Source organism: Paenibacillus sp. plas6, assembly GCF_057221655.1.
Map to the genome: position 1 here is coordinate 853,056 of NZ_CM170151.1, position 22,363 is coordinate 875,418.

Below are 22,363 nucleotides of genomic sequence, written 5' to 3' on the forward strand. Positions count from 1 at the left end.
CTCATTCACCTACCTTACGTAATAGTTTTTGGATAATTAAATATGTGCCTAGCATAATAATGAACAAAATCGTCGCGATCGCAGAAGCATAGCCCATTTCAAATCTTGTCGTACCAAAATCCATCAAATGTGTCACAATTGTCTCGGCTGCATAGTTAACGCTTGGAAAGCCTGCCAAAGCAATCGACACATCTGCAACCGCAAGTGATGTAGTGATTTGAATAACTGCGCCGAACATTAACTGAGGGCGCATCGATGGCAACGTAATATACCAAAGTTCCTGCCAGCGATTGCGCACCCCATCAACAGCTCCTGCTTCATAAAGCGTACGATCAACCGTCTGCAAACCAGCAATAAAGGCAAGAAAGCCTGTGCCGAGCGATAGCCAAAGCTGAACGATAATAATGATAGCAAGTATATATTCCTCTTTTTTGAGCCATTGAATTGGTTCTAAAATCAGCCCAAGCTTCAGTAAAAAGCCATTGGCAATTCCATAACGGTCGCCAGAAAATATCATGGTCCAAATAAAAAAGACGTTTCCTGAAATCGATGGCGCATAAAAGACAAGCGTCATAAACGCTCTTAGCTTTGGTGACAGTTCATTAATTATCCAGGCAAACACAAAGCAAGCAAAATAGCTGACTGGACCAGTAATAACCGCAAATAGAATTGTATTTTTTACTGCAATTAAAAAAATATCGTCCTCAAGGAACAATCTCGAATAGTTATTCCAGCCAATAAATTTAGGAAATTCAAGCATATTGAAATAAGTAAAACTTAAAACCATCGACATAATGACAGGCAGCACTGTAAATACGCTAAATAAAACCATATAAGGAGCAAGAAGCACGTAGGAATGCTTATTTTTTTTCATTTCACTCCATTTTAAGTTCCACCAATTCATTGAGCTGACTTCTCCCTCCTTATTGCGGCAAGCCGAATTCCGTTCGTTTATTTTTAATTTCATCCTGAATATATTCCGTGTAATCCATAATCGCTTCGCGTGCATCTACTCCACCGATAACTGTTTTGTAGAACGCATTAAATAGATGACGACCAGTAAAATAGCCGCCTGGCACTTCTGGAATGCCGACAACATGATCAAATTGCTTCTTCAATTGCTCATAATCAGCAACTGGCCAAGGTAAACTGTCAAGCGCTTTTATATTTGCTGTCGGATAACGAGCTGCCGCCCCCATTAATCCTTCCATCTCTCGCCCAAACTTCGCTTGTGTTTCATCACTTGTCCACCATTTTATAAATTCCCACGCAGCTTCCTTATCTTCTGCATGCTGCAGCATCATAACGGCTGAACCGCCGCTTGGCACTTGATTGTTAATCGTACCGTCCGCCTGTACAGTACCTGGAATCGGAGCAAACCCCCACAAGCCACGAATTTCTGGTGCAAATACAGTCAGTTGGTTATAGACGGTATAATCTGCAATCCCAATCGGCATTTCTCCTGTACGGAAGCGGTTAGCAAAGTCATATTCCCGCTCCAGCTTATAGTCGGTATAATATTCCGTCCATTGCTTGAAAGTTTCGATAGCAATGCGTGAATCTAAATCACTTTCCTTGCCGTCGTTACGATAAAATTGTCCTCCGTTTTGGAACAGTAATGCAGCATAAAGCGAGTTAGGCGGAATATTTTGTCCTTGAACCTGTGCCTGCTGTACAGGCGGAAAACCAAATTGCATATGGTTTTTACTTAGTACGGCAAGCATCTCCGCTACTTCATCCCAAGTCGTTGGCACTTCTAAACCTAGCTCTTCAAGCACGTCCTTACGATAAAACAGCATGTTAAACGTTTGCTGCTCTGGCAGCGCATAAACTCCATTGTTATAACGATAAGGGACCACTGCACTATCGCGGAAGCGCTTCTCAACCTCTTCGAAATCAGAAAATTGCGTCAAATCCACTGCCGCTTTACGCATTGCGAAATTAACTGGAATATCATTATCGATCTGCATCGCTACATCTGGTCCTTGTCCTGCAAGCGTAGCAGGCAGTAATGTGTGCATCTGCACAAGCTTTAGATTTACGTTAATTCCAGTTTGTGATGTAAATGTTTCGTCAATCATTGCTTTCATCGTATTCGCTTGGTCACGCCCGCTGCCGATCCAGACAGTAATCGTGCGCTGATCCTTTGCCTCGCTAATATTACCTATGCTGTTATAGTCAATAAAAAAGGAATTTACGAAAGTACGCATTTCATGTAATAGTTTAGCGGAGACATTCATCCCTTTAGTTTTAATTTTTTGACCAGGCGAGCTAACAATTATTGCATCAATTTCTAAAGGATGCTCTCTAGCTTGCTGTACCCATGTACCAAGACCACCCGTGTTAGATTTGTAATCCTTTAATTTACGATGGATATTTTCTGGCTTTTGAATCATCTCATCGAGCTGTGCTGCCATTGCTTTTAGCAAGCCTTCCTGATCGCTTGATCCTCCAGAAAGCTGCTTCAATTGCTGAGCAACATCTTTTAACCGATCTCGCTCAAATATAAATACTTCAAGTAAATCTGGAATTTTGTCTGTTAACTGATAGTCGCGATACTCATCAGGCTTCGTTCCCGTTATCATCAATATTTTGCGATACATTGAATTCAGCTCGTATAGCGAATCCTCGACATTAGCAATAAGCTCTGCAAATGGACCAAGTGTATTTTCAAGCCGCAACGTATGCTTACCCGCAGTTAAGTAAAATTGATAGGGCTTATTTTCATCGTCACTAAGCTTCTCTAAGCGATAGCCGCTCTTATAACGGAAGCCAATCTCATTCATTTCTTGAAATGGTACAACACCATCAATCGTTAGCTTTCGTGTAGAATAAATACCTCTTACCCAGTTTTGCTGTGCAATAAAGGAAATTTCATATAGTCCATCCTCTGGAGCTTCAAATTCCCATTCAATCCATTGACCAGGCAAACGCCAGTTATATCCGCCAATTGTATTGATTCGAATCTTTGATGCACTGTATGGAGATACCGCTGAGCTAGTACGTTCACTTGTTGGATAGAGTGTCGGTGAAGATTTACGGATCGCAGCTTCCCCTTCAATTCTAAGTTCAAATTCGTCTGCAGATTGAATATTCTCTTGCTTATATTGCTCAAAAAGCTCTGCATATGAAGGAACAGCAGGTTGTTGTTTAAGACGTATTTCCTTAATAAGCATAGGTTCGCGTGTTGCTGTGAACGATAGTGTGTGACTCCCTTTTGCTAAATAAAATTGAAACGGCTCAGTAATATAGCCATTTGAATCCTGTACAAGCTTCGTCGTCCATTGTGGGTACTCAATTTGTCTTGGTCTAAGCTCATTTCCTTGATTGTCTACCTTAATTTCCTTAAGTTCGTTATTCCAAATTCGATCGAACTGAACAAATTGCGCTTCTTCAAACGGGACTTCACCGTCAATTTCGATAATTCGTTCGATTGCCGAGCTTTTACCCTCAATCGGATAATATAGCAGTTCCATTTGATATAAGCCGCTGCTTGGAACCTCAAAGCTCCACGTCACTTTTCCCGTCTCGCCAGTATATAAGGACTTTCCCTGACTGCCTTCGTAATTTTCCAGCAATTTAAAATCATCGCCTGTCAATTCCTTATACTCTGCTGCTTCAATTACAATTTCATGTTCTGATTTTTCAGCAGTTTTATATTTTTCGATATATGCTGCATAGCTCTGCTCATCAAATCGAGACTTTGCTTCATATGAAATGTTGGCAGCAGCATCTATGTTCTGATTAGCAGTTTGCGCATTGATAATAAGCAACACGACACAAACAATGACGCATGCGCCGATTGCAATTATGGTTGATGTCTTTAGTGGTCTGCGATGATGATCCACTGCGTCCCCTCCCAATCATAATGTGCTTCGGAATGGTAAGCTCTTGACAGCTCTTTGCAACGCTCCGGAATAATCGTCTTTCATCCGCTTTTTAAAGCCTGCTGCTTTTTTCTTCTCTGCGGCTGCAACAGGCTTTAAAGGCGGATCACTCCCGTTTTCCAGACGTTATTCCTCCGCTGGAAGCCCTTTTCAGCCCTTCCTTGTAGCTACTTAAGCATTGCTTTCAAGGTAGATGCTACGCTCCGGAATAATCGTCTTTCATCCGCTTTTTAAAGCCTGTTGCTTTTTTTCCTTCTCTGCGGCTGCAACAGGCTTTAAAGGCGGATCACTTCCGTTTTCCAGACGTTTATTCCTCCGCTGGAAGCCCTTTTCAGCCCTTCCTTGTAGCTACTTAAGCATTGCTTTCAAGGTAGATGCTACGCTCCGGAATAATCGTCTTTCATCCGCTTTTTAAAGCCTGCTGCTTTTTTCCTTCTCTGCGGCTGCAACAGGCTTTAAAGGCGGATCACTCCCGTTTTCCAGACGTTATTCCTCCGCTGGAAGCCCTTGCCTCGCAGCTATAAATGCAAATAGGCTATTACACCAATCGCTTATTCCTTCGCTTAAACCGTTTGTTAGCTCTTTACTGACCTAACTTAGTAAGTGCTTCAGCAGCTTGACCTTTGTAGGTTTCAGCAGCAGCCGAAGGTGAAATTTGGTTAACAATGACATCGTTTACAAATGCCCATGTTGGGAAATCAGGGAATGCATCATCTATCGTAATTAGACCTGTACCAGCAATATGATCACGCAGCATTTGTACATCATCTTCATAGGTATAAATGCTTTCTAAGTAGTCTTGACCTGGATATTCTTCAAGCATTGGAATATCGAAAGTTTCTTCATAGATTTGATAAACTAGCTCTGGATCTTTAACTCCTTTACCGATGAACTTCGCAGAAGCTGCTGTGTTTGCATAGGTGTAATCTGTATTTTGATCTGGTCCTTTTGGAATTGGAACAATACCATATTCAAAATTCAAGCCGCCCAAATTCCATTCGGCAACTGTGAACATCGCCACATCGCCTTCTTTAAACGTATTGGACTCTTCCCAGTTCATTGGATCGCCAGTGCTAACCTTAACCACTTTGTCAACGTTGTATAGCTGATTCAAAAATTCTGCTGTTTTAATGGAACCTGGGCTAGTCAATCCCTCTGTCAAATTCTCTTCATCAACTACTCGTACACCGTTTGAAACGGCAAAATGTTTATATGCATCAATCGACCATGCAGAAAATCCCCATATGTCGTTTTTCCCATCGTTATTGGTATCCTTAGTAGCTGCTTTCGCCAGCTCTAAAAATTTATCCCAAGTCCATTCGCCGCGTTCGTAAATATCCTTAGGATCCTCTAAGTTAAGCTCTTTAAATAAATCTCGGTTATAATGCATGCCTGCACCAATTGAGGTTGGATTATCAAAGCCATAATAGTCTCCTGCAATCGGGGCATATTTCGCCAACAAATTACCTTCATTGTTGATGTTGCTTTTTTCGTTTGTAAATTCACTAATGCGTAAAATAAGTCCCTTTTTAATTAGAGGTAAAGCAGCTTTATATTCTAGTTGAACAATGTCAGCAAAAGGTTCTCCTGCTAAAACACTGTTTGTAAAATTAGGAACCATCTCTTCAAATGGCACTGTAACAAATTCGATCTTCACGTTGTATTTTTCTTCAACTTCTTTAATTTTCTCTAATCTGTTTATATCTGATTGTGTTGTACCTGCTGGTGTTAAATCCCACCACGCAGCAATTTTAATTACCCTTCCCCCTAAATCATAGGTTTCTTCTCCCTCATCAGTTGATGCGTTTGTTTCTGTCGCAGCAACCGATGGAGTTGGCGTAGCAGCACTATTGGTAGACTCAGTTGAATTCCCCTTTCCGCCACTACAAGCTGCCAGCAAAAGCAATGAGCAGATAAGTAATGAAACTCCTTTGAAATTACGCATTGTTTAACCTCCCATTTTTAATAAACTGTATAAAGTGGGCGATAACAAAATGGCGTGATGTAAAGTCTGCTAGATGTAAATAACAAATAACGTTATGTTATTTTTGTTATTTTGTTAGCGCTTCCTTACATAACAAAGAATATCATGAACATAACTTTTAGGTCAATATGTTATTTCAAATTTAAAAATCTCTTTTTGAATCCCTTTTCATTCGATAAAACCCAACAAATTTATTGCCAAAACCTAAATATCATGTTATGTTGAACATAACAAAAATAACAAAAGCGAAGTGATTAAATATTTATGCGCAGGAAAGTTACAATTCAACAAATTGCGGATACGGTAGGATTGTCAAAATATGCAGTTTCACGGGCTCTTGCGGGGAAATCAGGTGTTAGTGAAGAAACTCGGCAGCTTATTGTACAAGCTGCCGAACAACTTGGCTATTTTGCTTCTAAATCATTTCAAAACTCAACCTTTTATCCTGTTCATACGGACAAAGGTAACTGGAAAGGAACAATTCTTATTCTCTTTCCTAATATTCGTTATCAAAATGCAGATTCGCTTTACTGGGGACCTGTATTTAATGGAATTTCAAAAAGCCTTAATCAACAAGGTGTAAATATCCTTACACTAACTGAACCTAGCAATGACTCAATATTTACACTGCTCAATCCAGAAGCTATTCAAGGCATTATTTCAATTGGTTCTATTTCAACCTCATTGCTGCTTGAATTAAAGCGAAGCCAAATTCCAGTCATTATGGTCGATCATATTGATCCACAGTTTCAATGCGACACGATATTTTCAGATAATACGACCAGTGTTGTCCGCATGATCGAAGAGCTTATCTCCTTCGGCTATACGAACTATCAATTTATTGGCAACATTCAAGAGGCCTATAGCTTTAAGGAGCGTTGGCTTGCCTTCCGTAACACGCTTGAGGAGCATAAAATCGAACTTAAGCAGGATCAGCGACTAAACTTTATTGAGGTTGAAGAAATGCAATATGTCATCCCTCAATTTATTGCTGAAAAAGGATTGCCGCAAGTGTTTGTCTGTGCGAACGATTCCTATGCACAATTTACTATTGAAGTGCTTGAACAGAATGGTATAAAGGTTCCTAAAGATTGCAGTGTAACTGGTTTTGACTATACAAATCCAGAGCTGCCTCTGCTTGCTACCGTTAATGTGAGCAAGGACATATTAGGTATGCGCTCAGTCGACCAATTACTATGGCGCATGCAGCATCAAGGAGCGCCTCATGAACGAAAACTTATCGGTACTGAGCTGATCATCAATAAGCATTTTGCATATCCTTTATCATAACCTAGCAAAATAAATCGTTTAGAATTGCACAAAAAATGGACGGCAAGCACAACGCTACCGTCCTTCTTCCGACTAATCTTAATTAAACCATTACTTTACAAATGTTATTACTAAATTCAACTGGATCCTCAATAGTTAAGCCTTCGATTAGCAATGCTTGGCTATACAATAGCTGAGTATATAACTCAAACTTCTCTTTATCCTTCTCAAATGCTGATTTCAGCGCGCCATACACTTCATGATTAATGTTAATTTCGAGAACTTTTTCCGCTTGGATACCGTTAGCATCTGGCATAGCTTTTAAGATTTTTTCCATCTCAATAGACAAGTCGCCCTCTGCAGTTAAGCAGACAGGATGGCTTTTCAAGCGTTTAGAAGCTTTAACGGCTTTCACTTTATCTTTAAGCAGCTCGCCCATGCGTTGGAACAGTTCCTTAGCTTCCTCGCTATCTGCTTCTCCTTTATCGTCATTGTCGTTAACTTCAAAGCCAAGATCGCCGCTTGCAACGTTGCGGAATTCCTTCTCTTTGTAGCTTGCAATTACTTTAATCGCAAACTCATCAATATCCTCTGTTAAGTAAAGCACTTCATAACCTTTATCTAGCACTGCTTCTAGCTGTGGAGATTTTTCAATACGAGCGACAGATTCTCCTGTTGCATAGTAAATATATTTTTGATCATCCTTCATGCGCTCAACATATTCAGCTAAGCTAACTAGTTTTTTCTCAAATGATGAAGTGAAGATTAACAGATCCTGCAAATCTCCTTTATTCATGCCAAAATCATTGTACACACCAAACTTTAATTGACGACCGAACGCTTTGAAGAATTTTTCATATTTTTCACGCTCGTCTTTAAGCATTGATAATAGCAATGATTTAATTTTGTTTTTAATATTTTTCGCAATAAGCTTAAGCTGACGGTCATGTTGCAGCAATTCACGAGAGATGTTTAAGGACAAGTCCTCAGAATCTACCATCCCTTTCACAAAGCTGAAATAATCAGGCAACAAATCGCCGCATTTCTCCATAATTAACACGCCATTGGAGTAAAGCTCTAAGCCTTTTTCAAATTCCTTCGTATAGTAATCAAACGGAGCATGCTCTGGAATAAACAATATAGCATTATAAACAACCGCACCATCTGCACTAATATGTACATGTTTTAGCGGTTTATCAAAGCCATAGCGTTTATCTTGATAAAATTGTTCATAGTCCACATCGGTTAGCTCATTTTTATTACGACGCCAGATTGGAACCATGCTGTTAAGCACTTGCTCCTCAGTTACTTCTTCAAATTCTCCTTCAGCATCCGCTTTAGGCTTTTGCGTAGTAATATCCATTTTAATCGGATAGCGAATAAAATCAGAATACTTTTTAACAATCGCTTTTAGACGATATGGCTCTAAAAATTCATCATAGTTCTCTTCTTCACTATTTTGCTTGATATGAAGTACAATTTCTGTACCTACAGTATCTTTTTCCGCTGGCTCGATAGTATATCCTTCTGCACCAGAAGATACCCAGCGATAGGCTTCTGAGCTGCCTAAAGCGCGAGACGTAACAACGACTTTGTCAGCAACCATAAATGCAGAATAAAAGCCGACACCGAATTGACCGATAATATTATGACCGTCCTGCGCTTCAACTTCTTGTTTAAAAGCAAGAGATCCGCTTTTTGCAATAACCCCTAGATTATTATCTAGTTCCTCTTGCGTCATTCCGATACCAGTATCAACAATGGTTAATGTACGATCCGATTTATTTGGAATTAGTTTTATATAGTAATCTTCCTTATTAAAAACAAGGTTATCATCAGTTAAAGCTTTATAATAGATTTTGTCGATAGCGTCACTAGCATTAGAAAGTAGCTCTCTCAGAAAGATTTCTTTCTGGGTATAGATGGAGTTAATCATCATCTCCAATAGCCGTTTCGATTCAGCTTGAAATTGCTTTGTAGCCATAGTTGATTATTTCTCCTTTCATTTCATAACCATTGGTTAGATACATCATTGTTAGCACTCAAACGTCTAGAGTGCTAATCTCTATTAGATATATACCATAATTTGAAATTCGTTGTCAATCTAACGAAGGCTGGGCGCAAGCCATTACAATTTAAAGAACTGTTGTTAAAAAGAAGAGCAGCACAAGTCTAAAGCTTGCAACTGCTCTTTTCTCATTAATGTTAACGTTTATATAAAGGTTACAGTTCCTGTAAGGAGATATTGCTTCAGTTGCGAGTTTACATTATCCCGAACTGTAATACGATATTGGAAGCCGCCATCGATATCTAACGGAATAACATATTCGCCAGCTTGATACTCTTGTATTGCTTCCCATGCTCCCTGGCTCTCATACTCAATGGAAACAATCTCATTAAATTTAGAGATAATATACATATACTCAGGATTATCATTATAAACGTATAAGTCACCATCTATCGTTAGTACTCGTTCATACTGTTGATTATTATCCTCGGTGCTTCCATAGTTTGCCGGCGAGCCTTGATCAAATGGATAGTCGTCACTTGATTTAAAAATTGATATAGGGTAGAGTTCAGGATCAAGTTCGACCATAAATTCGAGATATAACGTTGTGCTGCCAAAGTCAGGATGCTCTAAAGTGACTTCAGCAATCAATTGAGTCGTATCAGTAGGAAGTTCGAAATAATATTTGTTATCGTCAACTTCCGCTTGCATGCTTTGACCATTGTAATTGAATACTACTCCAGTAATAGAGTACTCATTTGAATCATTTGAAATCCAAATTTTAGTACCTTCAAGTGCAAAAATTGAATCATTAACAACTACAAGCTCATAACCATATGGAGAGTGGTTATAGTCAATTGGCATACCATTTGCATTGTTATTGTCCGTCATTGAAATGCTGATTGGTTTTTCTAGCGTTTCCCAGCCTACAGGGACAGAACGAGTCATCACAGTTAATCTAAAGCTTTCAGCCCCTGCATTAACATGTTCAACATCAATAACAAACTCTAATTTTGTCCAAATTGGAGCTAGCTCTACATTATAGAAGCCATTTTGAACAGGAATCTCTTCGGTCATATCAGATAAAATTGGCGTTACTTTTGTAATCGTAAAATCGCTGTTAATGGCTGCAAACTGCAAATAGTCTCCATTTTCAACGATTACTGACTCAGATAAGATATACTCATTCGTACCAGCTACTTTTACTGGATTAAATTCCGTTGTTGAACTATCAAGTCCCACGAGATTAACTGTAAACGGAGAACTCACTATATCCCAAGGCGAACGGTTATCTACACTTTCACCATGCACTACAAATTCCTCTGTATGAGAAGAGTTTTCCATCGTAATGATTAGAGAAAAATTACCAATCGGAATATGTCCTGAAAATACACCGTTATTTTCTGATAACGAATACGATGGATTGTTGGAATCTACTGTAACATCAGTTATCACATACGTGCTGCTTTTCGATTCAATATAAATCATTTCGCTACCAGTATTGATTGAAATATTTTCATCCAATTGATATTTATAGTTTACACCAATAAAACTGTAATCTAACTCTGGAGTTGCTCTTGTACCATCCAAATAAATCGCAAATGGTGGAGTTGCTACTACTTCTGCTGTATCACTAGTCGTACTAACAGAAATGCCGTTTCTCGTATTTGTGACTACTACATAATAATAGCTTGTTCCAACGATATTTGTAGGCACAACAAATGATACACTCGTTGCTCCAGGAACTGCTTCTCCGCCTTCATTGCTGTCAATATCATTTACATACCATTGATATGTTAATGTACCGCCATCAGGCGAACTAGCCTCTACCGTTAATGTAACCAACTCCCCTAAAAATGCTATTTTATCTTCTGGTGGAGTTACAATCTCAGGTTCAGCCGCATTTATGATTGGCTCAACTGTAACTTTTGCTGTATTACTGCTTATCTTTGCAATTGGATTGCCATTCACATTACTATTTGTATTTGTAACAACGACATAGTAGTAATTTGTTCCAACTTCATTTGTCGGTACGCTATAGGTTGCACTTGTCGCGTCCTGAACTGCTATTCCACCCTCATTGCTATTTACAGCATTGACATACCATTGATAAGAAAGCGTACCTTCATCTGTTACAGCCGCTTCAATGCTAAGTGTAACTGGTTCATCAAGTGTTACTGTTTGATCTGTTGGCTGCATGTTAATGATAGGTAAAGCTGCATCAACAATCTGCTGACTTGGCGTCGGCGTCGGCGTTGGTGTCGGTGTTGTAGGTCTTGTTGGTGACGATGAAGTCGTCGGAACTGGTGTTGGTGAAGCTGATTGCATCACTTGTTCACGTGATTTCAGAAAAGCCTCCCGTTCTGCCTCAGTAAGTGTGCTTAAATGTCTATCTAGAGCCTCTTGCTCACGCTTCTGTCTTTCATCTTCCAACGCTTTCCTTTGCGCTTCTTTTTGTGCCTTAGCCTGCTCGTTTATGCTGTTTCTCGTTTCTTTTTGCTTTGCTAATTCATCAAGCATTTCTTCTGTTTTTTTATTAAGTACAAAATCAAAATTACTATTCTTCTTGTCACTAATTAATTGAGATTTATCATAATTTCGATTATCATACAATTTCTCTAGCAATTCCGCTTGCATTTGCTCAGTAATTAAATTCTTATTTACTGCTTCTTTAAGTAGAGCGGCTGCAATATTTAACATATTTTGCTTAAGTGCTTTAATAGTCTTATCATCAAGCCAGCTTTCCAAATCATATCTTGCATCATTATCAATGTTATCGTTTAATCGCTTTAAATAGTCTATATTTTCAGCTTGAATCTTCTCTAAATTAGCAATGATCGATTCCATGACCACTGGTGTAGTTTGCTGCAATAATTGAGCAAGCGTATCATTTGAGATCGTTCCAATAAGCTCATTAATTCCGTCATTATATAAGATTTGTGTAGGGTAAACATAATTATAATCCCTATAATTATCTGTATACGATGAGGAAACGACAACCCCTGCTAACACAGCAAGAACTGTTTTTCCAGTGTTCGGATCAATTCCAACAAAAAAATTTGTTCCACGAACACCCATTATTGAAGTTGGTGTTTCAAGTTCAAACTCATCTGAACTGTTTTCAATTGATTTAACATCAACCCATGCTTTACCGCTTTTCATTTTTACTTTTGTTGTCGTGCCATTACGAGTCGTCAGTTTACTAAATGTTACCGTCGTATTACTTTCTAAAACAAGCGTATCATCCTTAGAAGTGCCGTTAGAGAATTTTAATTCCACACTGCTTTTATTGCTAGTGGAAACAATATCCCCTTCGTTTAAACTCATATTTTTAAATCCTTTTAGCGTCTTCTTACCGCCAGATTTTTGCACCTCTACCGTGCCTTCTAGCTTCGTAATAACCGCTACGCGCGAGGTATCTGCTGCTTCCACTAAACCAACGTTACCCATCAGCGTTACAACCGCGAACATTAGTGTAAATGCAGCTATAAGCTTTCTTTTTATCCTCATCCTCATCGACTTGTCTTCCCCTCCCTATACTTACATTCAAATCTATTCATTGAAAATTGGAGTACGAACAACAACATGCTTATACTCTGAATCCCACTCAACATCATATTGAAGCTGTTCAGTAATAAAGCGGATTGGAACTAGCAATCGATTTTGATATATGATGCCAGTTTCATCTAGTGTTTGTACATTATCACCATCTATTTTCATAGCGTTAGCACCGTTCTCTGCAAAAATAAACGATTGCTGATTATTTATTACTAAGCTAACTTGAGCCCTGTTGGTATCATAGCTGACCTTATACCCTAATTGATCAGCTAATGCACGCAATGGTACATAAGTGCGCCCATTTTTTAGTTGCGGAGCTACATCACTTTGTAATAGCTTTCCATCAATAATAACGTGAATATTCCCATCTTCTTGATGCTCTGGAGCTTGATAACGTTGCACAATGCGAATTTTATTGTTGCCTGAATCTGCAATGGCTAGTGAACCATCGAATAATTCAATAACATCAGTAGGCTCATCAAGATATGCAGCGGATAAAATACCGTCATCGTTCCCGTATTCAGTTGCTTGACCAGCAATTGTATAAACTTCCCCATCTTTAATTACACGAATTACATGATTGCTACGATCCGCTACTAGAATTGAGTCGTCATGAGCAACAGTTAATCCTATAGGACTTGAGAATCTAGCTTTATCTACAGTACCATCGACATAATCTCCCGCTACATACAGTGAGTTCGCATCGTATTGACCACCTCCAGCAATTGTGCTAACGGTGCCGCTAGCAAAATCTATATAACGGATACGTTGATTGCCAGTATCGCTCACGTATAAATTACCTTTGTCGTCAATCGCTAAACCTCTAGGCTCATTAAATAAAGCTTGAGATAATGGTCCATCTCTAAAGTCCCCGCTATTCTCAACTATACCAGGATAGATTTCGGCAACACGATTTGAACGCATATTTAAAGTCGTTACTTTCCCATTAACATCTATTTTTTTAATTAGATGATTTAATGTATCAGCAACGTAAACATTTCCGTCTTGATCTACAGCAACATCAGAAGGGTTAAAAAAGCGAGCATTTTGCTTTATTCCATCCTGATCACCTGGAAATCCATTACCTGCTAGCGTTGTTACCTCTCCTTGTGGAGTTATTTTACGTATACTATGATTTTCACTGTCAGCTACATAGATATTGCCATGCCCATCTTGCGTTATACCGCTTGGAAAATGATAGAATGCTGTTTCATTGGTTCCATCATTATAGGCACCAACTGGAAAGCCTCGATCGTCAAAATCAAATATTAAACCGCTATAGCTTAACAGTTTATTATTCTTTAACAAGCGTAGACGATGATTAGAAGAGTCACTAATTAAAATACTTCCATCATTTAATTGAAGTAATGAGGTTGGCTCAAACAAATTGCTTGTTCTAGATGCTCCATCGGCAAAGCCCTGTTGAAAATTTCCCGCCAATGTCCGCATCTCATATAAACCTTTTTTGCTAAGTTCTAATCCGCTGGCACTCGCTGTAGATGACAGTATTAAACTTGCAGAGCAGATTGCTAGAGCAGCAACTTTTTGCAATGCTCTTTTCATAATAACATCCTCCTATCATGACCTAACATTGTGCAAGCTTACAGCAATGCTAAGTTTAGTGTAAGTATAAAATGTGCGTACATAATTTTCAGTAATCTAGCTCTCATTTTTAAGACTTTAGATAGTCTCCTTTAATCCAACTAGCTCATAAATCTGAATTGGTTTGGTTTTGCCTTTAAATAGTTTCGCTTCTCCTTTACTGTAATGGAAATACTCCTTTGTTACTTCAAATATATCCTCAGATACTAAAATTTGTCCTGCAGTCGTTCCTGATTCAATTCGTGAAGCTGTATTAACGGCATCGCCTATTGCGGTATAGTCCATTCGCAAATATGAGCCGATATTACCAATGACCACATTTCCAGTATGAATTCCAATCCCAACTGCTACTTCAACTCCATACTTCTCTAAAATTTGGTCGCGAATCGGCTTTAAATTTTGCTGAATATGATACGCTGTTAGCACAGCCATACGCTCATGCTCCTCTACATCTAAAGGAGCGTTGAAAAGAATCATTGCGGCATCACCAATGAATTTATCAATCGTCCCGTTAAATTGCAGAGCTGTATTTGTGATCAGCGTAAACTTAGTATTTAAAATGTCTACTACTTCAGCGGGAGAGAGCTTTTCAGATAATGAAGTGAATCCACGAATATCAAGAAAGAGAATCGTAATCCGCTTTGAAATACCGCCAAGCTGAATATCGATTCCTTGCTCAATTATGCTTTTTACTAAGTCTGGAGAGATATAGCGTCCAAATTGACGGGTAACAAAGTTTTTTTGCTGCTGCTCTTTATATGACTTAAGTGACACATTAAAGATATAGACAATAACAATTGCTGCAATGGAATAAATAACACTTAACTGATAATTTAATTTTGCAAACAACCAAAACTGCAAAGCATATAATATCCCAATCGTTATAACAGCAATAATAAAGGTGTATTGATTTTTGAACTGCCATGGCAGCCACATAAAGATTAAGCTTCCAACAATGATAAGCAATATTTCAAAGAAATTAGGCGCATAGATAATTGCGGTACCCTCTAATAATTGATTTGCTATATTTGCGTGTACATAGACAAGTCTAGCATCTCGTTCAATTGGTGTTGTACCAGCATCTTGGCCGCTTTCACCTGAAAGCCCAGTCGCAGTCATACCTATAAATACAATTGAATCTTGGAATGTCTCGGGAGGAATATTGCCATACAGAACATCTATAAATGAAACTGTCAAGAAATCATCTGTCACTGCATTATAGTCAATCGTCATTGTTCCTTTTGGATACTTGTCACTAGTTTTTACTCGTTCTGACCAGTCATTATAGTAACTTAAATCTTTTCCTGTCATCTCCACTGCTTTATAAGCTAATGAAGGAATCAAGTTGCCTTCTGGCGATTGAATATGCAGAAATACTTGACGAATGACTCCATCATAACTTGACACTCGATTAATGTGGGCATTTTCTGTATGAACAGAGAAGGGTTCATATGCATAGACAACCGAATTTACTTCTAAAAAACGTTCGCTGTTTACATTACTTGTGCGGAAAACATCGCCTGCTGTAATTCCTACAACGGGCAAAATAACATTGGAATATGAAGCTAATGCCTCTGCAAACATCATATCGCTTTCTTCATTACTAGCATCAGCAAATACAATATCAAAAGCAATTGCACTAGGTTCGTAACCCGGCTCATTGATTGTTGATAGAAGAGACGCATAAATCGAGCGATCCCAAGGGAATATTCCAAGTTCTTCAATTGATGCATCATCGATAGCAACAATTACGATATGCGGGTCTGGATTGTGGTTAGCTGTCTCTTTCATATTATGGTCATAAAGGATTGACTCTAATTTCTGAAATAAATGAAATGAATAACCAAATATAACGAGAACAATTAGCAATAGATTTATTGTAATAAAAGTAGCTCTTAATGAAGCTTTCAAACTCCCCCAACTTTCTAAACATTATTTATTTTTTGCATTTATTCCATTATTAATTGTTGCAATACTATCGTCAATAGAAATATTTCTATAAATTTATAAATGTGGCATTACTCACTAATAATTTTACTTAATCAATTTAAACAACATATATAACAACGTATTTTTAAAGAAAAAAATTGAGGGATTTATGTTTCTTGCAGGAGAGACCCTTCATCTAGACTGATGCGGATTTTTACGTAATTGCTAATTTATTTATGTCATTGTCCATGCAGTGCACGTATCATGCAATATGTGTCATTAATAAAAAAAGAGGTGTATATCAATGTACAGCGGTCATATATCTAACCTTGTCGGCAAGCTCGTACGAGTTAACAGAGGCGGACCAGAATCAAGTGAGGGCATATTATTAGCCGTAAAAAATGATTACATTGTTATCTTTGTAAAACATGAGGGTGTTGTGTATTACAAACGTGATCATATTAAAAGCATCACTCAGCTTGATAGACCACACAAGCCTCACATCAGAAAAGAGCACAGCCCAAAACTCCTTTGGAAGCTTAAAAAGTATTCCTCTTTCTTGGATGCTTTACGCTCTAAAAAAGGGCGCTTAATTAAAATTAACCGTGGCGGTCCAGAAAGTATTATAGGGGTGCTTAATCAAGTAAATCGGGATTACATTACACTAATTGATAACAAAGAAACGATTTTTATCTTTACCGAGCATATTAAAAGCTTTACACCTTCACTCAGACTTATCAATCAATATAAAGGTAAACACAATCAAGAGGAAAAACATGATCATAAACACGATCATAACAAGAAAAAAGATACGAACAAATCTGCTGCCTTTAAAGTAGCAAGAAGAAAGCACTAGAAGCACTTGCTTTAAAAGATGATATGTGCAATGATTGTTAGCCCTTAACCAGACATTTGTCTGGTTTATTTTTTACTTTCAGAAATTGACAAACCTTAGTAGAACAATCAGTAGGATATAAGTGGAGTTTTAACTAAAATAGGTTATTTCATTATTTCAATTTCTTCTCCGTGCTCGTATACATACTGTATATTTTAATCCCCCCACCATTGTCCCTGCGGTGTAATCGTCACATAATTACAGGCACCCAACAATGAGGTTAAGGAGGAAGTAGCTTGATCTTTTTAATTGTTCTGTTAGGGATACTTGGCTTTATATTATTTCTTTTACTCATGCCCAAACCTATAAATCAAAATCAGATAGCCTATACAGCTAATCAAAAAAATAGCGATTCCAATATTACAAAATCATATCGTGAGGCGAGAAGCAATGACTGAATCACTAATAATTACAGGCAGCTTATTTGTTGTTATTTTAGCCTTACTTATTTTACGACCATTTAAAATCCCTGAAGCAGGTTATGTATCCATAGGAGCCTTCATCTTATTCATATTTGGCATGGTGAGCCTAACGGATATTATTGAGATTATTGGAATCGTAAATGGAGCTGCTATAACGATTTTATCAACAATTATTATGTCCATCGTGCTAGAAAGTGTAGGATTTTTTAGGTGGGCAGCATTTAACTTAGCAATAAGATCACAAGGCTCGGGGAGAGCATTGTTTTGGTATATCAATGCACTTTGCTTTCTAATGACAATGTTTTTTAATAATGACGGAAGCATATTAATTACAACACCGATTATTATTAATACTTTAAACGTATTAAATTTTAAACCACATCAGAAAATACCTTATTTGCTCTCCGGAGCACTTATTGCTACTGGCGCAAGTGCGCCAATTGGAGTAAGTAACCTAGCTAATTTAATCTCTTTAAAGATTGTTGGGTTAGACCTTGTTGCTTATGCTACGATGATGCTTATTCCAGCAATGATCGGCCTGCTATCCATTTCCTTGCTCATCTTTTTTTATTTTAGAAAAAATATCCCGAAACATATCCCTATCATTCTCATTAAAAAAGAAAATTGGCAACAAATGCCTGCTGCTAATCCTGTAAGAGCAAAACGTATTCATCCTTTAATGGGACCAATTCGTGCGCAACCTATCGATCCAGTCGATTGGCAAATGTTTATTCTATGCATCCTAATCCTAATCTTAACTAGAATTAGCTTTTTTGTATTGCAACCATTAGGAATTTCAACTGAATGGCCTGCGATTGTTGGTGCAAGTTGCTTAATTTTGCTGCGATGGATGAAAAAAGGAATTACTCCAGTAGATATTGTGAAGAAAACACCTTGGCATATCCTTGTTTTTGCATTAGGTATGTATATTATTGTGTACGGACTTTATAACGCCGGCTTAATTAATATTATCGTGAACCAGTTAGGCAGCATTGTCACTGAAAATCGTTTTAATACCATTTTCGTTATCGGCATTTTGTTATCCGTTATGTCAAATCTATTTAATAATCTGCCCTCAGTCATGATCGGAACGATGGCAATTACAGGGATGAATTTAGAGCCTTCGCTACTTCATGCTGGCTACTTTGCAAGTATTATCGGCGCTGACATCGGTTCGCTTGTTCTGCCAATGGGAACGCTGGCATCGTTAATTTGGATGCATATTCTTAAAAAAAATCATATTCCTTTTTCGTGGTCTAAATATATTAAAACAACGTTATTTGTAATTCCGATTTCTTTATTCATTAGTTTACTTTGCTTATATGCATGGCTGGAAATATTTTATTAATCTGAGGTGAATACGTGGTCATGTTACAATCATTATTAAATAAAACAACTAGTATTGAAGTTTCAGGGGAGAAAAAGCATACAGGTATATTAATTGATATTGGGCAAGATATTATCGTTATATATAATGGCAGCAGCTTCATCTATATCCCTACACTGCATGTACAAAATATTAAAAGAAATGAAAATCCCGATGAAGAAATAGAAAGCCTAACTTCCATCCCGTATGAGGAAGCAAATAAATTGTCGTACCGTAACATTTTACAGCATGCTCGCGGACAGTTTATTGAAGTATATGTCTCAGGGGCATTATCCTTACACGGTTACGTTACTGCTATCATGAACAATTATTTTGTGTTCTATTCGCCAATATATAAAACAACGTATATTCCAATGTATCATATGAAGTGGTTGATTCCATATTCCGATAATCAAACACCTTTTTCTATTGAACGTGCGCAGTTGCCAGTTAACCCATCCGTGCTCCCATTGGCTCGTTCCTTTGAAGATCAGCTACAAAAGCTTATTGGTGAACTTGTCATTTTTGACCTAGGAGCAAATCCTAACAAAATTGGCTTGCTAAATAAAATCGAAGGAAACTTTGCCGAGTTAATTGTTGGCAAAGGGGAGAGTATTATGTTAAATGTGCATCATATAAAAACCGTGCATTCACCTAAGCAAATATAGAAGAGAAATCTACCTTTTATATTAATAGGAACGAACTCCGAAGGCGCTATAAAGCGAAACTTCAGAGTTCTTTTTTTGATTTTATATTTTATTACGTTATCTCTCTTATTACAACCTGCCTAAATATAGTTTATTACCCGCCTGTTTTTAGATAAATAGAAACGAAAATTCTCTCTATTTTTTTGCTCTCCAACAAGTAAAGAAATGTAGCAAAAGCAAAGATTTGAACATTGTTTAGCGCGATATTATTTCCCATAATTAAAGCGTATTCATTTTATTGCTGACACTGAAATCAATAGGATTATACATTAGAAGGAGGAATCATTTTATGTATAGCGTACTTCTGGTTGATCCTAATCAAGTTACAATTAATGAAACCTCAAAGCTAATTCATTCCTGCACTTCTAACTTCCGTATTAATGCCAGCGTTAGTCAGTTTGATAAAGCCCTTCAACTTCTTAATGATCAATATTTTTCATTAGTCATTATTAATATGCGCAATTATAATTCCAGTGGACTTGTACTTTGCAGCCGTATTCGTCAGCATAGCCAAATCCCTATCATACTTTTAGGTGGAAAAAATGATTTCCGACTAGCAAGAAAAGCTCTCACTTATCAAATCAGTGATTATTTAACAGAGCCAATACAAAAGAATTTACTTACATCAAGTATAAATGCAGTAAAAAAGAAAATTGAGAAAGAGTTCTTTTCTAATACGCTGGTTGTTTCTGCAACAACAACTAAAAAAGGAAATAACTCTGCAAAAGCGGTCATTGATACTGTTAAACGTTACGTACAATCTGAACTGCGTCATAATATTACACTAAAGCAAATCTCAAGAGAGCTTCACTTTAACAGTGCCTACTTAGGTCAGAAATTTAAACTTTACGAAAAGATGTCCTTTAATGAATACTTGCTGCAGCAACGGATGGAAAAAGCAAAGCAGCTTTTGAAAAAGACTGATCTAAAAATTTATGAAATCGCTAACGAAATTGGCTATAGTGAAATTGATTGGTTCTACAAAAAGTTTAAAGAATATACTGGTTTTAGTGCTAACGAATATCGAAAGAAATATGAGCTTTCTCGTGCTAATTAATACGTTTTTACATAGAAGTTTGAATTTAAGATGATAAAGCCCAGGAATAGCCAACAATATTCCTGGGCGTACGTTTATTAATCGGTTGAATGACCTTCAGGGACCTTCTCATTAATTAATTATTCTATTACTTAATAAGCTTGTATTCTCCGTCAACTAGCTTATAGTGACGGAAATAAGCAAAATCAGCAAAACCTCCGCTTTGCTTGCTTGCATAATTGAACAGGCCTGTGCGATACCCCATAAAATGCTCAAGTCGATATTTCATATGCAAAGTCTGTCCAATTGCTTGCCAATCTCCCTGCTCACATGCATAGTAAAAGCGAGCCTCATCAATGCTATCGACAAAGTTATATTCAATTTTTAAATTAATTAGCTTGGACTCATACGATATTGCTTCAATAACTCGCTCTACTCCAGTACTATCATTAAGTGTCATTACTACACTTCGTTTACCGTCCGCTTCAACTTTTATACCAACTGTTCCAAATTCATATTGCAGCGCAATTAGGCCTGCATGATCTCCTTCCTGCATATTAGACGTATCCAGTAATACCTCGCTAATGCATGCTGGTCCTTCAGTTCGCTGCGTTAACGTATTTTTTGCTTTTAAGACACTGTCTATGACAGCGCCTGTTTTGAGACGTAAATAGCTTGCACGCTCAGTAACTGACCATAACGCATTGTCTGGATTGTGATTCCATTGCCATTGCAATGACAGCTTATTTTCTAAGTATTCAAACTCATCACTGCATACAATCGGTGAAGTTGGCGTATAGGGCAGCTCAGTCTCATACACTTTAGGCACCGTTCCTTCAATCCCAAATATTGGCCAGTTGTTTTGCCAATAAACAGGAAGTACAACGGGGATTCTTCCTACTGCGTCATGATCCTGAAACAACATAGAGTACCATTGACCATTTTGTGTTGAAAAAATACCGCCCTGTGCGACACCATGATTACGATAGCCCATATTATCGTCTAACACAATTCTCTCTTCAAACGGACCAAGTAAATTTTCTGATCGATAACATATTTGTCTGCGACGCTTGTTATTTTCTCGCGGCCATTCAATAAAGAAATAATAATATAATCCATTTATTTTATAAGCGTGACATCCTTCGGCACGAAGAGCCATTCCTTCACTTTTAGCTTCAAGTAATACCTGATTAATTCCTCCTGCTTTTACCTCTGTCAGCTTATCGTTTAATTCGGTAATCCGAATATTCCCATTACCGTGAATGACAAATACTCGCTCACCATCAAATAGTAAACTTGGATCATGGAATAATTGCTTAATAACAGTACGCTGCCATTTCCCTTGTTCAATATCGTCAGTACGATAAATATAAAATTGAGAGATATCTAGGCTTGAAAAGCACACATAAAAAATTCCTTTATGTTCACGTAAACAAGCTGCCCATGAGCCTTTGCTATAAATATGCTTTCCGTTAATTAAGTTATGTCCGTCATTGTTTTCAAGCGTATCAAATACATAGTTAACAATTTCCCAATTAACTAAGTCTGCTGATCTCATAATGGGGCAGCCAGGCATCGCATGCATGCTGGTGCTTACCATATAAAATTTATCTCCAACTGTAATAACACTTGGATCAGGTACATCTGCCCAAATGATAGGATTATGAATAATTGCTTTATTCATGTAGAACTCTCCTTCT

General features: G+C 37.7%; 13 protein-coding genes. 5 read left to right on the forward strand and 8 right to left on the reverse strand.

Going from position 1 to position 22,363, the window contains the following annotated elements; translation table 11 throughout:
- Position 1: 1 nt before the first annotated feature.
- The 3 genes from AC2TDL_RS03940 to AC2TDL_RS03950 all read right to left on the reverse strand — a co-directional run bounded on the left by AC2TDL_RS03940 (position 2) and on the right by AC2TDL_RS03950 (position 5,832).
- Entirely contained in the window at positions 2–904 is a 903-nt protein-coding gene (locus AC2TDL_RS03940; RefSeq protein ID WP_484698907.1) for a carbohydrate ABC transporter permease, read from the reverse strand.
- Positions 905–923: 19 nt separating this feature from the next.
- The gene (locus AC2TDL_RS03945) at positions 924–3,848 is read right to left on the reverse strand and encodes an extracellular solute-binding protein (protein WP_484698908.1); all 2,925 of its coding nucleotides are present in this window, start codon (positions 3,846–3,848) and stop codon (positions 924–926) included.
- A 622-nt stretch (positions 3,849–4,470) separates the two neighbouring features.
- Positions 4,471–5,832 carry an ABC transporter substrate-binding protein gene (locus tag AC2TDL_RS03950; protein ID WP_484698909.1) on the reverse strand — a complete coding sequence of 454 codons (1,362 nt, stop codon included), beginning with the start codon at positions 5,830–5,832 and terminating at the stop codon, positions 4,471–4,473.
- A gap of 303 nt (positions 5,833–6,135) precedes the next feature.
- Between AC2TDL_RS03950 and AC2TDL_RS03955 the strand changes: the two genes are divergently transcribed.
- A complete protein-coding gene (locus tag AC2TDL_RS03955) occupies positions 6,136–7,161 on the forward strand; it encodes a LacI family DNA-binding transcriptional regulator (RefSeq protein ID WP_484698910.1) in 1,026 nt (341 codons plus the stop codon).
- Positions 7,162–7,243: 82 nt separating this feature from the next.
- On the opposite strand, the gene htpG is transcribed toward AC2TDL_RS03955, so the two are convergent.
- The 4 genes from htpG to AC2TDL_RS03975 form a co-directional block, all read right to left on the reverse strand.
- The gene (gene htpG / locus AC2TDL_RS03960) at positions 7,244–9,124 is read right to left on the reverse strand and encodes a molecular chaperone HtpG (protein ID WP_484698911.1); all 1,881 of its coding nucleotides are present in this window, start codon (positions 9,122–9,124) and stop codon (positions 7,244–7,246) included.
- A 228-nt stretch (positions 9,125–9,352) separates the two neighbouring features.
- Positions 9,353–12,664 carry a FecR family protein gene (locus AC2TDL_RS03965; RefSeq protein ID WP_484698912.1) on the reverse strand — a complete coding sequence of 1,104 codons (3,312 nt, stop codon included), beginning with the start codon at positions 12,662–12,664 and terminating at the stop codon, positions 9,353–9,355.
- Between the two features lie 36 nt (positions 12,665–12,700).
- Entirely contained in the window at positions 12,701–14,269 is a 1,569-nt protein-coding gene (locus AC2TDL_RS03970) for a stalk domain-containing protein (RefSeq protein WP_484698913.1), read from the reverse strand.
- A gap of 117 nt (positions 14,270–14,386) precedes the next feature.
- Positions 14,387–16,219 carry a CHASE2 domain-containing protein gene (locus AC2TDL_RS03975; RefSeq protein ID WP_484698914.1) on the reverse strand — a complete coding sequence of 611 codons (1,833 nt, stop codon included), beginning with the start codon at positions 16,217–16,219 and terminating at the stop codon, positions 14,387–14,389.
- Positions 16,220–16,541: 322 nt separating this feature from the next.
- Between AC2TDL_RS03975 and AC2TDL_RS03980 the strand changes: the two genes are divergently transcribed.
- The 4 genes from AC2TDL_RS03980 (at position 16,542) to AC2TDL_RS03995 (ending at position 20,684) form a co-directional block, all read left to right on the forward strand.
- Positions 16,542–17,093 carry a hypothetical protein gene (locus AC2TDL_RS03980; protein WP_484698915.1) on the forward strand — a complete coding sequence of 184 codons (552 nt, stop codon included), beginning with the start codon at positions 16,542–16,544 and terminating at the stop codon, positions 17,091–17,093.
- Between the two features lie 429 nt (positions 17,094–17,522).
- The gene (locus AC2TDL_RS03985; protein WP_484698916.1) at positions 17,523–18,902 is read left to right on the forward strand and encodes an arsenic transporter; all 1,380 of its coding nucleotides are present in this window, start codon (positions 17,523–17,525) and stop codon (positions 18,900–18,902) included.
- Positions 18,903–18,922: 20 nt separating this feature from the next.
- Positions 18,923–19,588 carry a DUF2642 domain-containing protein gene (locus tag AC2TDL_RS03990; protein ID WP_484698917.1) on the forward strand — a complete coding sequence of 222 codons (666 nt, stop codon included), beginning with the start codon at positions 18,923–18,925 and terminating at the stop codon, positions 19,586–19,588.
- A gap of 328 nt (positions 19,589–19,916) precedes the next feature.
- Positions 19,917–20,684 (forward strand): helix-turn-helix domain-containing protein, encoded by a 768-nt coding sequence (locus AC2TDL_RS03995; RefSeq protein WP_484698918.1) that lies wholly within the window; start codon positions 19,917–19,919, stop codon positions 20,682–20,684.
- Positions 20,685–20,811: 127 nt separating this feature from the next.
- Here AC2TDL_RS03995 and AC2TDL_RS04000 read toward each other — a convergent pair whose 3' ends face one another.
- The gene (locus AC2TDL_RS04000; RefSeq protein WP_484698919.1) at positions 20,812–22,347 is read right to left on the reverse strand and encodes a glycoside hydrolase family 43 protein; all 1,536 of its coding nucleotides are present in this window, start codon (positions 22,345–22,347) and stop codon (positions 20,812–20,814) included.
- Between the last annotated feature and the right edge of the window lie 16 nt (positions 22,348–22,363).

What these genes read in the sequence shown, in the direction of transcription:
- AC2TDL_RS03940 (WP_484698907.1), bottom strand. Translation starts at nt 904, where the DNA reads ATGAATTGGTGGAACTTAAAATGGAGTGAAATGAAAAAAAATAAGCAT.
- AC2TDL_RS03950 (WP_484698909.1), bottom strand. Translation starts at nt 5,832, where the DNA reads ATGCGTAATTTCAAAGGAGTTTCATTACTTATCTGCTCATTGCTTTTG.
- AC2TDL_RS03955 (WP_484698910.1), top strand. Translation starts at nt 6,136, where the DNA reads ATGCGCAGGAAAGTTACAATTCAACAAATTGCGGATACGGTAGGATTG.
- htpG (WP_484698911.1), bottom strand. Translation starts at nt 9,124, where the DNA reads ATGGCTACAAAGCAATTTCAAGCTGAATCGAAACGGCTATTGGAGATG.
- AC2TDL_RS03965 (WP_484698912.1), bottom strand. Translation starts at nt 12,664, where the DNA reads ATGAGGATGAGGATAAAAAGAAAGCTTATAGCTGCATTTACACTAATG.
- AC2TDL_RS03970 (WP_484698913.1), bottom strand. Translation starts at nt 14,269, where the DNA reads ATGAAAAGAGCATTGCAAAAAGTTGCTGCTCTAGCAATCTGCTCTGCA.
- AC2TDL_RS03980 (WP_484698915.1), top strand. Translation starts at nt 16,542, where the DNA reads ATGTACAGCGGTCATATATCTAACCTTGTCGGCAAGCTCGTACGAGTT.
- AC2TDL_RS03985 (WP_484698916.1), top strand. Translation starts at nt 17,523, where the DNA reads ATGACTGAATCACTAATAATTACAGGCAGCTTATTTGTTGTTATTTTA.
- AC2TDL_RS03990 (WP_484698917.1), top strand. Translation starts at nt 18,923, where the DNA reads ATGTTACAATCATTATTAAATAAAACAACTAGTATTGAAGTTTCAGGG.
- AC2TDL_RS03995 (WP_484698918.1), top strand. Translation starts at nt 19,917, where the DNA reads ATGTATAGCGTACTTCTGGTTGATCCTAATCAAGTTACAATTAATGAA.
- AC2TDL_RS04000 (WP_484698919.1), bottom strand. Translation starts at nt 22,347, where the DNA reads ATGAATAAAGCAATTATTCATAATCCTATCATTTGGGCAGATGTACCT.